Genomic DNA, 14,088 nt, shown 5'->3' with positions numbered 1-14,088 from the left:
GCAGGAGATTCTCGGTGGATCAGCAGGTCGCGGCTGCGCCGACGCTAGTCCGCGTCGAGTTCGGCCAGCACCTCATCGCTGATATCGACATTGCTGTAGACATTCTGCACATCGTCGGAGTCTTCGAGCGCGTCGATCAGTTTGAACACCTTGCGCGCGCCATCGGCGTCAACGGGCACCTCGACCGATGCCCGGAAGTCGGCTTCGGCGGATTCGTAGTCGATCCCGGCTTCCTGCAACGCGGTGCGCACGGCGACGAGATCGGTCGGCTCGGAGACCACCTCGAAGGTGTCGCCGAGGTCGTTGACTTCTTCGGCGCCGGCATCGAGTACTGCCATCAATACGTCGTCCTCGGACTGGTCACCCTTTTCCAGCGTCACCACTCCCCGACGAGTGAAGAGGTAGGAGACCGAACCGGGATCGGCCATATTGCCGCCGTTGCGAGTCATCGCGGTTCGCACTTCACCGGCCGCGCGGTTGCGGTTGTCGGTGAGGCATTCGATCAGTACCGCAACACCATTGGGGCCATAGCCCTCGTACGTAATGGTCTGCCAGTCGGCACCGCCGGCCTCTTCACCACCGCCGCGCTTGCGGGCGCGTTCGATGTTGTCGTTGGGCACCGACGATTTCTTCGCCTTCTGGATAGCGTCGTACAGCGTGGGATTGCCCGCCGGATCACCGCCGCCGGTCCGCGCGGCGACTTCAATGTTCTTGACCAATTTGGCGAACATCTTGCCGCGCTTGGCATCGATTGCAGCCTTCTTGTGTTTGGTCGTGGCCCACTTGGAATGTCCACTCATCGCGCTATCGCCTTCCCTCGCACGTCTTCAGTACCCGCACGACGCATGGCGGGCCTGACTTTCGGGCGCCTTTCGGCGCGTCAACCTATGTGATCTTACCGACGCACCTTGGCGACGAAGTATTCGTGCACCCGTCGGTCGCCGGTCACCTCCGGATGAAACGATGTCGCGATCACATTCCGCTGCTCGACGGCGACGATTCGGCCCGCCGCACCAGTCCCGCTCGCTCCGCTCCCGGCGACACCCGCACCAGTCCCGCTCGCTCCGCTCCCGGCGACACCATCGGGCACCCGCGCCAGGACAGTCACGTCATCACCGGCTTCTTCAACCCACGGCGCACGGATGAACACCCCGCGCATCTTCGGCGCACCCGGCTTGTCGGTGATTCCAACGAAGTCGATATCCGACTCAAAGGAGGCGACCTGTCTGCCAAAAGCGTTGCGTCGCACGGTGATATCGAGTACGTCGAGATGCCTCGCGTCCGGTCTGGTGTCCAGAATCCGCGAACTGAGCATGATCATCCCCGCACATGAACCATACGCCGGCAATCCGTCGAGCAACTTATCCCGCAAAGGCTCGAACATGCCAAAGACCCCGAGCAACTTGCTCACCGTCGTCGACTCGCCGCCCGGCAGGACAATGCCATCAATCTCGTCGAGTTCACCGGCTCGCCGGACCGCCATTGCATCGGCGCCGCTCGCCTGCAACGCGGCGATATGTTCGCGTACATCACCCTGCAGCGCCAGCACTCCGATCAACGGACGCGAGGATGCGCCCGCTTGTTCACGTTGGGTCACTTGGCGTCCCGGCCGATCTGCTGTTCGAGAGTCTGATTGCGACCGGTGCGGGCCAACCCTTCCTGGGTGACCGCCGCGACCATCCGCCCCGACTGGTCGAAGATCCGCCCCTGCGTCAACGCACGGCCCGACCCCGCCGACGGCGAGGTCTGGTCGTAAAGCAGCCATTCGTCGGCCCGGAACGGTCGCATGAACCACATGGCGTGGTCAAGTGAGGCACCCTGCGGATGAATGCCGGGATGAACGACATTGGCCGACCCGAGCAGGGTCATGTCGGACATATACGCGAGAGTGCAGACGTGGAATACCTGATCGTCGGGCAGCCGATGTCGATACCGAAACCACACTCGTTGTTGTGCCGCAAAGTAATCCGACGTCGAGAGTTGATCGCGTGGCACCACCCGGATATCGAAATTCTCCCATTCGCGCAGCACCGACGCCAAGTGTTCGGGTGCCTCTTCGACTCGACTGACCAGCCCGTCCGGATCGGGGGCCGGGGGCATCCGGTCCTGATGTTCGATGCCCTCGTCGCCGAGTACGTGGAACGAGGCCGACATCGTGAAGATCGCCTCGCCGTGCTGTACGCCGGTCACCCGACGCGTGACGAAGGATCTACCGTCGCGAATCCGATCGACGAGAAATACCGCGGGGACATCGGGATCCCCCGGCCGCAGGAAGTAGCCATGCAGCGAATGAACGTGGAACTCATCGGAAACCGTGCGCGTCGCCGAAATCAAAGCCTGCCCGGCAACCTGCCCACCGAAAGTGCGACGCAGGTGTGAGGGGAAGGATGGGCCGCGATAGATATCGGCCTCAATCGCCTCGACCTGCAGAATTTCTTCAATGGTTGCCACCGGATCAGTATCGCTTACGCGCTCGCCGCGGGCGCAACCAACTCCCACGCCCCCGGGTGCGGACTACAGTTCGTCGAGCGAGATCAAGCCATCCTGCACGGCACGGGCGACCAGCGATGCCTTGGTCGGCGCCGGGCGACCGATCTCCGCGTACTTCGCTCGAATCCGGGTCAGGTGAGTGTTGACCGTGCCGAGTGAGATGAACAGTTCCTGACCGACCGCCGGCTTGGAGTCGACAAGCAACCAAGTGCGCAACACCTCGGCCTCCCGCGGCGTCAGAACCGGCCGGGGCAGATCGGTACGCACGTGCGAACCGGCGCGCTCTGCATTGTCGGCAGCGTCATTGATCTCGATTGAATCATGTTCTAACACAGGAACTTTCACCTCACGCAGTAGCGGCCGACGACGTTGCCCGGCGGTTGCCGGCCACACCGGCGACTGTTGTCCCGGTAACTGCATACGGCGAGCGGCCAAGCGCGCCAACGCTTCCTCGCGACGTCTAACCGACTCGGCACTACGACGAGCGCTCTGTTCGATGGCGGCGCTGGTGTACCCCTGCGAGATCATGGCTGCGGTCATTTCTCTCATCCTCACTACCGTGTTGTGCCCCAACGCCTTTGACGTGGCGAGCAGTTGATTGCTGGTGTTGGTGAGAACGTTATGAGAAATCGCCACGACCGTCGATGGGGAGAACTACCCATGACATATATGCAGGTCAGATAGGGTAAATATGGCAGAGAGACGCTACGCGCCCTTGGCGTTGCGGTCCGCTTCCTCGTCGATCAGCGGCAGATCATCGCGAGTGACCACACGGGATGCGATCGCGTATTCCACGAGTTTCGTCCGACGGTTGCTGGCGAGTTTGCCCCCGCCGCCACGCATACCCGACACACCGAGTTGATCGAGTTTGTCGCAGACGTTGTCGAGTTTGCGATTGAATTTGGTCAATGACCACCCCAGCCGCGCGGCAGCTTGGGCCGACGATGGGATCGCGCTGGATCCCGTGCCGTCACGACGGAGGATCTGTTCAGCCAGCACAACGATCAGAACCTTTTGCGACTCCGTCAGTTTCGGCACTCCGACGGTTGTCTGGCCAAGTTTGATGTATGGCTGCGTCACCTCGTCGACGCCGGGTGTACCGGCGAACACATCGAGTTCGTAGGTCGTCGGGCCGGCGGTGAACACGACTGTCGTCTTACCGAATACGAGCGGCATCCGCGCGCCGGGACCGACAACCCCGGAAAACCCCACATCGCCAGCAGAGATACTCGCCGACAGGTGTGAGCCCAGGTTCGACAACCACCACATTCCGCCCTCGTAGTGCAGCACGAGGAAGCGACGATGCAAATACGGGTTGTTGTCTACCGATAGGTCGGCCTCGCGACCGATGAAGAACCGGTTCTCGGGTAGCAGCGGGAAACGCTCGCCGCAGTACTCAACATAGGTACCGGTTCCATCAGAACTCATCTGGCTGCGCCACCACGCGGGTCATCGCTCTCGACGTGTTCGGCGGCTACCGACTCGTCAACGGCATCGGCTTCCCCGCCCTCTGTGTCCGAGTCGGCGCCGGAGTCGTTTTCGGCTTCATCGCTATCCGCTTCAACGTTATCCGCTTCAACGTTATCCGCTTCAACGTTATCCGCTTCAACGTCGTCACTCGAATCGTCAACCGCTTCGGTGGCTTCTTCCTCCAGCGCGTCGGTGTCGACGTCAGCTGGTTCGGACTCCTGAGTGTCGACGTTGCCCGATTCCACCACACTTGAGTCGACATCACTCGGTTCAGCCTCGTCGGCTGCGGATACCGACACCACGATCACGGTCACATTGTCATGAGCACCCAATGCCAGGGCCGCGTCAACGAGCGTGTCGACGGCCTCGGCCGGTGTCGCGGCAGAGTTCAGCAGTTCGGTGAGCTCTTCGTCAGGTAGTTCCCCGGTCAATCCATCCGAACAGATCAACAGTTTGTCGCCGGGTTCGGTCTGGAAAGCGAAGAAATCGGCTTGCGGTTCGGACATCCCCGCACCAAGCGCACGAGTGATCACATTGCGGCGCGGGTCGACACGTGCCTGATCAGGTGTCATGAATCCGGCGTCAACGAATTCCTGAACCTGCGAATGATCGATGGTGACCTGTTCGAGAAGCCCACCACGCGAGCAGTAGGTCCGCGAGTCACCGATGTTGAACACCAGCCAGTGCGGCTCCTCCGAGTAGGTCACCAGTACGGCACCGGTCGCAGTGGTACCCGCACGGCGGCTACTTTCCGAGTCGATATCACTGATGGCCTGCTGTGCCTGACGTAGCAGACCTTCGAGTTCGTCGCGGGTCCCGTCTTGGTCACCGAATTGCGGCGTGGCCGAGAGAGTGAGTAGCGCTGCCTCGCTGGCCAGTTCTCCGCTCTCATGTCCGCCCATACCATCGGCGAGGAGGAATCGTCCCGGCAGAACCAGCGCGGCATCCTCATTCGCCTCACGGACGCGTCCGACGTTGCATGCCGCGGACCAGTCGAGCCGCAGCCCGCCGACGACATCAGATCCGGTTGCGGTGTCGTCCCGCACGATATGTGCCGCTGTCATGATCAGCAGATCCTACTCATGCGACAACTGCGCCAGACGATTACCACCGTGAATTATCACGAATGAATTACCAGCCGCGCTCTGAAAGGCGGTGCGGTTGCGGAATGTCGTCGACGTTAATGCCAACCATCGCCTCACCAAGTCCACGAGAAACCTTGGCCAAGACATCGGGATCATCGTAGAAAGTGGTGGCCTGAACGATCGCCGCCGCGCGCTGTTCGGGATTGCCCGACTTGAAGATTCCGGAACCGACGAAGACGCCTTCGGCACCGAGCTGCATCATCATCGCGGCGTCAGCCGGCGTAGCGATACCGCCCGCGGTGAACAGTGTGACCGGAAGTTTCCCGGCCTTGGCCACCTCGACGACGAGATCATAGGGAGCCTGCAATTCCTTTGCGGCGACGTATAACTCGTCTTCCGGGAGAGACGTCAGCCGGCGGATCTCGTCACGGATCTTGCGCATATGCGTTGTAGCGTTCGACACATCGCCGGTACCGGCTTCGCCCTTCGAGCGGATCATTGCCGCGCCTTCGGTGATGCGCCGCAGGGCCTCACCCAGATTCGTTGCGCCACAGACGAATGGCACGGTGAATCGCCACTTATCGATGTGGTTGGCATAGTCGGCCGGGGTAAGCACCTCGGACTCGTCGATGTAATCGACGCCGAGACTCTGCAGGATCTGAGCTTCGACGAAATGGCCGATTCGCGCCTTGGCCATCACCGGGATCGACACGGTATTAATAATCCCGTCGACCATATCCGGGTCGCTCATCCGCGAGACGCCGCCTTGCGCCCGAATGTCGGCTGGCACGCGCTCGAGTGCCATTACCGCGACAGCGCCGGCATCCTCGGCGATCTTCGCCTGTTCCGGAGTGACAACGTCCATGATGACGCCGCCCTTGAGCATTTCAGCCATGCCCCGCTTGACCCGAGCCGTTCCCGCGCCGCCGGTGCCGCCGTCGGCGCCGAGAATGGTCGGGGTGTCCGGTCCGGGCTGCGCCCCTGACTGGATATCGCTCACTGTGGTAACTCCTGGAGTAGTGGACTTCGACTTGTGGGGTACCCACCCGGTGACAGAGTGGCCCCATCAAGTTTAGGCCAGCGTTGTGCGTCGTTCATAAGCGGACACCGCTCGTCAGGGCGTTACGCGCTCGATGATCTCAAAATAGCGCGGGATAGGTGCTCGACCGGCCAGTCGCAGCCAACGAACCAAACGTCGTTGTGCCAGGCTACGGGTATCCCGTACGGCGTCGTTGTAGAAGCGACGAGCCATCATCACCCGTGTCTCGGCGTCGGCCAACTCCGTGGCGAGTGCCACCGGTCGAGCACCGACTTCGATCCGTCCCAAAATCGACGACAGGTGATTCTCCGCAGTCTCTCGCGCGTCCTCGTCCGCAGCCTCGGCGCGGTCCGCGGCAATCACGAGGTCACGTCCCATCGCTGCCCGGTCGGCATCACTTCCGTCCCGCAGCGCCGCCCCGATGGTGCGCGCTACGACGGCGCGACGGTCCAGCGACGACAACAGGGACTGCCGGGCGAGGTCAACTCGGACATTAAGTCGGTCGAGGCGATGCGCGGTGCGGTAAGCCCAGCCGAGAGCCAACACCACGACGACCCCGGCGACGATCAGCGCGGTGATGGTGAATATCGAGGCCACTAGTCGACTACCTGGACTGGTCCCGCTCCAAGCGTCACCGTCTCATACACGCGCATGATCTGATCGGCGACCTGCGACCAGTCATAGCGCCACGCGTGGGAGAAGGCGGATTCCACCAGTTCGGCGCGCGCGGCGTCGTCGGAAAGCAGTTCGATGAGCGTCGCGCCCAGCGCTTCCCCGGATCCAGTGGTGACCAGTTTCCCGGCCCGTCCGCCATCGAGGACGCGCGCGAAGGCGTTCAGATCACTGGCGACCACCGCGGCCCGGGCGGCCATCGCCTCAACCAGCACAATGCCGAAACTCTCGCCACCGAGATTGGGAGCGCAGTACACATCGGTCGAGGCCAGTGCGCGGGCTTTGGTCTCGTCGTCAACTTGGCCGAGGAACACCAAATGGCTGGCCAGATCGCCGGCCCGCCGTGTCAATGCGCGTTCGTTGCCGCCACCGACAATGAGAACCCGAAGGTCGGGAAACTTATCGACGACGGCCGGCAGTGCCCGCATCAGGATGTCGATACCTTTGCGCGGCTCGTCGTAGCGTCCGAGGAACAGCACCGTACGGCCGGGTCGTGGATAACCCTCCAGTGGTTTCGCATCGGCGAACATCGGCACGTTTATTCCGTTCGGAATCTCCACGGCGTCCGAGCCCAGCGACTCCATCTGCCAGCGTCTAGCGAGTTCACTCACCGCGATCTTGCCCGAGATGCGCTCATGGTACGGCCGTAGAACACTCTGAAAAGTACTGAGCCACAACGACTTCGTGGTAGCCGTATGAAATGTTGTCACGATTGGTCCATCGGCGACCATCAACGACAACATCGAAATCGACGGTGAATTGGGCTCGTGCACATGCATCACGTCGAAGTGGTTCTCGGCGATCCACCGTCGCAGACGGCGATATCCGGTCGGACTGAAATTCACCCGCGATACCGATCCGTTGTACGGGATCGCCAGGGCTGGCCCGGCCGAGACCACGTAGTCGGGCAATACGGTATCGGCACCCGCCGGCGCGAGAACGCTAACCTCGTGACCGCGTTCGATGAACACCTGCGCCAACTCCACGACATGCGCTTGTACGCCGCCGGGAATGTCGAAGGAATACGGACAGACCATGCCGATTCTCACGACGACGCCCCGCCTGCGTTGCCCCCGCGACCCGGATTCGCGAGGCGTTCACGGCGTTCCTGCGACCAATCAGCTTCCCAAAACGGTTGCAGCATATGCCAATCGGCGGGATGGGCCGCGATATTCGTGGCAAACGCATCGGCCAGCCGCTGGGTGGTCGCGGCAACTCCATCGGAGGTGTCCAATGCGGCGCCGACGGTGAGCCTCGACGTCGCCCCTTCGGTGAACCAGTGATGTACCGGCATCAGCGCGGCACCGGTGTCGATGGCGAGTTTCGCGGCTCCCGCCGGCATTCGCGTCGGCTCCCCGAACATGGTGACCGGCACACCTTTGCGGGTGAGGTCCCGTTCCCCCATCAGGCAGATAATCTTGCCGTCGCGCAACCGATCAGCCAATTGCGCGAACGGCGGCTGTTCACCGCCGGTCAGCGGGAAGATCTCGAAGCCCAGGCTTTCCCGGTACTCGACGAACCGCCGGAACAGTGATTCCGGTTTGAGCCGTTCGGCGACTGTGGCGAAAGTGCCGAAAAGCTGGACCAACCACACGCCGGCCATGTCGTAGTTGCCGCTGTGCGGCAACGCGAAGATCAAACCTTTGCCCTTGTCGAGTTCGGCGGAGAATCCCGCGACCTCCTCGTCGGCGATGTGGACGTTGGCGGCGGCGGTCGCGAAATCCATTGACGGCAGCCGAAAAGCCTCGTACCAATATCTGGCGTATGAGGCCATTGAGGCCGCCATCAGATCGTCGGGGACCTCATCTGCCGGAACGCCGAGAACGCGGGACAGGTTGCGCCGCAACTGATCCGGTCCGCCATCTCGGGTACCGAAGAACTCCCCCACGTTGCCGAATGCCTTGCGCGCCAGGCTATCCGGCGCGTAGCGGATAGCAGCCCAGCCCGCGCGGTAGCCGGCATCGGTGAGGGTTTCCCGTACCGGCCCGAGTCCGGGGATCCGAGCCATCAGTTAGTACCGTCGCCGACGGAGTCGCCTGGCGTATCAGACTTCTCCGCATCTGCCGGTGCGGCAAGTGGGATCAGGTCGCGCGCGCCGGGTGAGCGCGCGATCGACAGCATCCGCTGACCCACCGTAATCACACTGAGCACCGCGAGTAGCCACATGGCGACGTGAATGGCCCACCACAAACCCATCCCGGTCACGCCAGCGCCGACCAGCACAATGATCAGACGGTCGGGGCGTTCAATCAGCCCGCCGTCACCGTTGAGTCCGCTGGCCTCGGCTCGGGCCTTCGCATAGGAGATCACCTGTGAGGTCACCAGGCAGATCAACGTGGCGACAAACAGCCATTGATGCGGTTCGGTCACAATGCACCACCACCCGAGTCCCGCGAAGATCGCACCATCGGCGATGCGGTCGCAGGTTGCGTCCAGGACAGCGCCGAAGCGGGTACCTCCGCCCCGGGCACGGGCCATCGCACCGTCGAGCATGTCGAACATCACGAAGAACCAGATGACCATCGTGCCCCAGAACAGATGACCGGTGGGGAAAAGGGTCACCGCCGCGGCAATGGAGGCAACGGTGCCGATGAGCGTCATCGCGTCCGGGGTCAATCCGGTACGCAGCAATGCCCGGCCCATCGGCAGTGTCACCTTCGACACCGAGGCTCGCCCGAGAATACTCAGCACGAAGTCTGATCCTGCCATGCCTGCGCGAGCAGTGCGCGGGTGTCGCGGAGCAGCTGCGGCATGACTTTGGTCTCGCCGATCACCGTGATGAAATTGGCGTCGCCCGCCCAGCGCGGCACCACATGCTGGTGCAAGTGCTCGGACAGCGAGCCACCAGCCGAGCGCCCCAAATTGAGCCCGACATTAAACGCGTCCGGATTGGAGACCTTCTTGACCACCGCGATGATCCGCTGGGTGAACGCCATCAATTCCGACGATTCCTCGGCGGTGAGCGCCTCCAAATCGGCTACCTGCCGATAGGGCACGATCATCGTGTGGCCCGGGTTGTACGGGTACAAATTGAGAACGGCGTACACCGACTCGCCACGCGCCACGATCAGCCCGTCCTCGTCGTTCATGGCGGGAATGTCGAGGAACGGGTGGCCGGTGGTGCTGGCCGGTGTCGGCTCGGAGGTGATGTAGGTCAGCCGATGGGGTGACCACAACCGTTGCAGGTGATCGGGTTTGCCTGTGCCGCTATCGCGAAGCGCGTTGTACGCGTCGGGGATGTCAGGCATTCTCAACCTCGGGGGCGAGCAGGTCCGCCGACGGCGATTCGTTTCGGCGCGATGCCACCCAGGCGGCGATCTTCTCGACGGCGTCGGCGATCGGCACGCCGTTAATCTGAGTGCCGTCGCGGAACCGGAAGCTGACGGCGCCGGCTTCGACGTCGCGTTCGCCGGCAAGCAGCATGAACGGCACCTTGCCGGTGGTGTGTGTGCGGATCTTCTTCTGCATCCGGTCGTCGGAATAGTCGACTTCCGCGCGAATACCCTTGTCCTTCAACTGATCAACCGCCCGTTGCAGGTGGTCCGAAAAGGCCTCAGCGACCGGGATGCCCACCACTTGGACCGGTGAGAGCCACGCCGGGAAGGCGCCGGCATAGTGCTCGGTGAGCACGCCGAAGAAGCGCTCGATCGACCCGAACAGAGCTCGGTGAATCATCACCGGTCGTTGTTTGGTGCCATCGGAGCCGGTGTATTCGAGGTTGAACCGTTCGGGCAGGTTGAAGTCGAGCTGGATGGTCGACATCTGCCAGGTTCGCCCAAGCGCGTCCTTGGCCTGCACAGAGATCTTCGGCCCGTAGAACGCCGCGCCGCCCGGATCGGGGACCAATTCCAACCCCGAAGCTGAGGCAACCTTCGACAGCGTCTCGGTGGCCTCCTCCCAAATCTCGTCGGAGCCGACGAACTTCTCCGGATCCTTCGTCGAGAGTTCCAGATAGAAGTCGTCGAGGCCGTAGTCGGAAAGGAGGTCTAGTACGAACTGCAGGGTCTTGGTGAGTTCGTCGTGCATCTGCTCTTTGGTGCAGTAGATATGCGCGTCGTCCTGCGTCATACCGCGCACGCGGGTCAACCCGTGCACCACGCCGGACTTCTCGTATCGATAGACCGAACCGAACTCGAAAAGCCTAAGCGGCAGTTCACGATACGACCGTCCGCGGGAGCGGAAGATCAAATTGTGCATCGGGCAGTTCATCGGCTTGACGTAGTAGTCCTGGCCGGGTTTGCGGACCGTGCCGTCCTCGTTGTACTCGGCGTCGAGGTGCATAGCGGGGAACATGCCGTCGCGGTACCAGTCGAGGTGACCAGAGACCTCGAACAGGTGGCCCTTGGTGATATGCGGAGTATTGACGAACTCATACCCGGCGGCGACGTGCCGTTGCCGCGAATACTCTTCCAGCTCTTTACGAATCAGGCCGCCTTTCGGGTGAAAGACCGGCAGACCCGACCCCAGTTCGTCGGGGAAGGAGAAGAGGTCGAGTTCCAGACCGAGTTTGCGGTGGTCTCGACGCTCTGCCTCGGCGAGGAGGGCAAGATGGGCCTCGAGGGCCTCGGCCGACTCCCACGCGGTGCCGTAGACGCGCTGAAGATCGGCGTTGTTCTGATCGCCGCGCCAATACGCCGCCGACGACCGGGTCAGTTTGACGGCCGGGATGTATTTCGTGGTCGGCACATGCGGGCCGCGGCACAGGTCGCCCCAGATACGTTCTCCGGTGCGGGGATTGAGGTTGTCGTACGCGGTGAGTTCTCCCCCACCGACTTCCATCACCTCCGGATCGTCGCCCGCACCCTTGTCGTCGACCAATTCAAGCTTGTACGGCTCATTCGCCAACTCGGCCTTCGCCTCGTCGAGTGAGTCGTACACACGACGGGAAAATCGCTGACCCGACTTGATGATCTGCTTCATCTTCTTCTCGAGTTTGGCCAGATCTTCTGGGGTAAACGGATCGGTGACGTCGAAGTCATAGTAGAAGCCATCGCGAATGGGCGGACCGATGCCGAGTTTGGCCTCAGGGAAGATGTCTTGCACAGCCTGAGCAAGCACATGTGCGGCGGAATGCCGGATCACACTGCGGCCGTCTTCGGTATCCGCGGTCACTGCCTCGACGTCGGTGTCGAGGTCGGGCGCCCACGATAGGTCCCGCAGTTTTCCCTCTGGGTCACGCACCACGACAACGGCCTGTGGGCCCTTGTTCGGGAAGTCCAGTTCGCGCAGCGCGGTGCCCGCGGTAGTCCCGGCTGGCACACGGATCGTGGCTGCGCTGGTGACTATCTGGTGGTCGGGCACTGGTGACACTCCTTAGAGGAACGGGCCACGTTTCACACGCGGCAGAACACGCATCGCCGACGACGATGCCTGCACAGTATGGTATCTGCGCACGCCGGGCGGACTCGCGGCGCATTGTGAGTTCAGTCGAAGATCGGGCTGTCCAGCCACGCGGCGTCGATGCCGAACCAACCGCCGACCATCGACCACATCCCGAATAGCCACAGGGTGACAACCACGATCGCACAGGTGGCCAGCCCGAAAAGGCCCTGCACCCAGAGGGGTTGACGCTTCATCCAGTCCAGCCAGGCGTCGTACTTTCCGCGCGCGAAATGCAGCAGGCGATGCGCCCAGGCGAATTCCGATGCCAGGATGGCCAATCCGAGGAAGACAATCAGCCAGCCGGGTCCGGGATACGGGATGGTGACAAACCCGACGACCAGCACCGCAGCACCAACGACGCCGACGCAGATGCGATAGGCCAGATTCAGCTTGGGATTGGAGTGCACGACATAGCGAAATTTGCGAGCTCGAATTCGGATTGAAGTCCACGCAGACATGGAGCCAGGTTAGCTACGGCGTCGGAACAGTCTCCGCGACGGCTGCTTCGTCGTCTCGCGTTGCCGGTCCGCTCGTCCGGACGCAGACCAACGTCAACACCACGGTGGCGCCCAACACCAAGAGGTAACAGCCGGAATAGAGCAAGGCGGGCGGGATATTCCACCAATTCGACGACGAGTAGCGCGGCATCATGAACAAGCCAAGCGCGATCGCATGGTCCGAGGTGAGGTGGCGCCCGGAATCGAACCAGTTGTACACATAAGTGAAACTGAGGCCGACCAGGCCGATCGGCAGCGCCAGGAACAGCCACCAACGACGTTGGCGCGCAAGCCATCTGCGATAGACGACGTCGAGCGCTATTACGAGCAGCGGAACAAACCACACCCAGTGATGCCCCCACGCGAACGGCGAGACGGCACACGATGTCATACCGACGATAGTCACGGCGAGGAGTTCACGGCCGGTGCGGTACGCCCTCACCGCAGCCCAAAGTGCCACTACCGCAACGGCCAACGCCGCACTGATCCAGAGCCAACGTGGCGCGTCGAAGGCAGACGGGCCGACGTCTTGGTGAACCAGGTAGCGCCGGATATCGAAATAGGCCGTCAGTTGGGACAGAAACCCGTGCACAGATTGGTTTGCCGGTGAGTCGACCCGGCCGACACGTTGTGCACCGCTGACATCCTGCGTCCAGTAGGACCACGCGTCGTGCGGGATGACTGCGAAACCGATGGCGACGGTCGCGGCCAGTGTCGTGGCAGCGGTTATACAAGCTCGCCACTGCCTTGTCGCGGCGAGATAGATCAAGAAGAAGCCCGGCGTTAGCTTCAGTCCGGCGGCGAGCCCAGTCCCGAAACCGCGCCAACGCCCCGAATCGCCGGATCGTCGGCGCACGAGGTCGGCGACGACCAACAGGACCAGGAAGACGTTGATCTGCCCGAGCCAAATGGTCGTGCGGACCGGTTCAAGCGCGGTGACTGCGATTGCGAGAAAGGCTGCGGCCCAATACATTCTGGCATCGACCCGGTAGCCGAGACTGCGAAAAGACAGCACGATAACCGCAACTAGGGCGAAATACGTCGCGATCCACCAGGTCAACGCCGCATTGGCCATACTCATTGTCGCAAGCGGAATAAAGGCGATCGCCGCTATCGGCGGATACGTGAAGTCGAGATGCCACAGCACCGGTCCGCCGTAGAGCGAGACACCGTAGATTACGGTGCGCCCACCCGCTCGGTAGACCTTCAGATCGGTGTAGTTCTGGAACAGCCCGTAGAACTGATTGTTCATCTCGATGGCGGTGACCTGCCAGATAGCGACGAGTCCGGCAACGGCAGCAAATCCGGCAACGACCTGCCAACTCAGCGAGATTTGCGCTCGGTCGACCGAGCCCTCAACCCGCGATCTGGCGTGGGACACGGTGTGAGAATACGCCGCAGCCTGCCGAAAACGTCCCCGCCACGACGGCAGACGGCGATATAGCGTTTGGTC

At 62.3% G+C, this 14,088-nt stretch carries 14 protein-coding genes and 1 pseudogene; all 15 read right to left on the bottom strand.

Annotated elements, in window-relative coordinates; translation table 11 throughout:
- Window positions 1-44: 44 nt before the first annotated feature.
- The 15 genes and pseudogenes from AAFP29_RS12400 to AAFP29_RS12330 all read right to left on the bottom strand — a co-directional run bounded on the left by AAFP29_RS12400 (window position 45) and on the right by AAFP29_RS12330 (window position 14,016).
- Window positions 45-800 carry a YebC/PmpR family DNA-binding transcriptional regulator gene (locus AAFP29_RS12400; RefSeq protein WP_419217664.1) on the bottom strand — a complete coding sequence of 252 codons (756 nt, stop codon included), beginning with the start codon at window positions 798-800 and terminating at the stop codon, window positions 45-47.
- A 95-nt stretch (window positions 801-895) separates the two neighbouring features.
- Window positions 896-1,597, bottom strand: coding sequence for a pyridoxal 5'-phosphate synthase glutaminase subunit PdxT (pdxT, locus tag AAFP29_RS12395; protein WP_419217663.1), 702 nt, complete (start codon window positions 1,595-1,597; stop codon window positions 896-898).
- A complete protein-coding gene (locus tag AAFP29_RS12390) occupies window positions 1,594-2,451 on the bottom strand; it encodes an acyl-CoA thioesterase (protein ID WP_419217662.1) in 858 nt (285 codons plus the stop codon). The genes pdxT and AAFP29_RS12390 overlap by 4 nt, the downstream gene beginning before the upstream one ends.
- A 63-nt stretch (window positions 2,452-2,514) precedes the next feature.
- Window positions 2,515-3,030, bottom strand: coding sequence for a response regulator transcription factor (locus tag AAFP29_RS12385; RefSeq protein ID WP_419217661.1), 516 nt, complete (start codon window positions 3,028-3,030; stop codon window positions 2,515-2,517).
- Between the two features lie 165 nt (window positions 3,031-3,195).
- Window positions 3,196-3,918: a hypothetical protein gene (locus AAFP29_RS12380; RefSeq protein WP_419217660.1), complete on the bottom strand. Its 723-nt coding sequence runs from the start codon at window positions 3,916-3,918 to the stop codon at window positions 3,196-3,198.
- Window positions 3,919-4,250: 332 nt separating this feature from the next.
- Window positions 4,251-5,024: pseudogene (locus AAFP29_RS12375) on the bottom strand (PP2C family protein-serine/threonine phosphatase); the annotation flags it as partial.
- 67 nt (window positions 5,025-5,091) lie between these two features.
- Window positions 5,092-5,997 carry a pyridoxal 5'-phosphate synthase lyase subunit PdxS gene (pdxS, locus tag AAFP29_RS12370; RefSeq protein ID WP_419218088.1) on the bottom strand — a complete coding sequence of 302 codons (906 nt, stop codon included), beginning with the start codon at window positions 5,995-5,997 and terminating at the stop codon, window positions 5,092-5,094.
- Window positions 5,998-6,159: 162 nt separating this feature from the next.
- Window positions 6,160-6,663 (bottom strand): NUDIX hydrolase, encoded by a 504-nt coding sequence (locus AAFP29_RS12365; protein WP_419218087.1) that lies wholly within the window; start codon window positions 6,661-6,663, stop codon window positions 6,160-6,162.
- A gap of 17 nt (window positions 6,664-6,680) precedes the next feature.
- On the bottom strand, window positions 6,681-7,805 hold the full coding sequence (locus AAFP29_RS12360) for a glycosyltransferase family 4 protein (protein ID WP_419217659.1): 1,125 nt from the start codon (window positions 7,803-7,805) through the stop codon (window positions 6,681-6,683).
- The gene (locus AAFP29_RS12355; protein WP_419217658.1) at window positions 7,802-8,764 is read right to left on the bottom strand and encodes a phosphatidylinositol mannoside acyltransferase; all 963 of its coding nucleotides are present in this window, start codon (window positions 8,762-8,764) and stop codon (window positions 7,802-7,804) included. Before AAFP29_RS12355 ends, AAFP29_RS12360 begins: the two co-directional genes overlap by 4 nt.
- A complete protein-coding gene (pgsA, locus tag AAFP29_RS12350) occupies window positions 8,764-9,447 on the bottom strand; it encodes a phosphatidylinositol phosphate synthase (RefSeq protein ID WP_419217657.1) in 684 nt (227 codons plus the stop codon). Before pgsA ends, AAFP29_RS12355 begins: the two co-directional genes overlap by 1 nt.
- A complete protein-coding gene (locus tag AAFP29_RS12345; RefSeq protein WP_419217656.1) occupies window positions 9,441-10,004 on the bottom strand; it encodes an HIT family protein in 564 nt (187 codons plus the stop codon). Before AAFP29_RS12345 ends, pgsA begins: the two co-directional genes overlap by 7 nt.
- Window positions 9,997-12,057: a threonine--tRNA ligase gene (gene thrS, locus AAFP29_RS12340; RefSeq protein ID WP_419217655.1), complete on the bottom strand. Its 2,061-nt coding sequence runs from the start codon at window positions 12,055-12,057 to the stop codon at window positions 9,997-9,999. Before thrS ends, AAFP29_RS12345 begins: the two co-directional genes overlap by 8 nt.
- Before the next feature lie 122 nt (window positions 12,058-12,179).
- Complete coding sequence (locus AAFP29_RS12335) at window positions 12,180-12,596, bottom strand: TIGR02611 family protein (protein WP_419217654.1); 417 nt, start codon at window positions 12,594-12,596, stop codon at window positions 12,180-12,182.
- A gap of 13 nt (window positions 12,597-12,609) precedes the next feature.
- Complete coding sequence (locus tag AAFP29_RS12330) at window positions 12,610-14,016, bottom strand: glycosyltransferase 87 family protein (RefSeq protein WP_419217653.1); 1,407 nt, start codon at window positions 14,014-14,016, stop codon at window positions 12,610-12,612.
- Window positions 14,017-14,088: the final 72 nt, after the last annotated feature.

Origin of the sequence: Gordonia sp. CPCC 205333 (assembly GCF_048537885.1) — a bacterium.
Classification (GTDB): domain Bacteria; phylum Actinomycetota; class Actinomycetes; order Mycobacteriales; family Mycobacteriaceae; genus Gordonia.
This window is presented reverse-complemented; position numbering and strand designations above follow the sequence as displayed.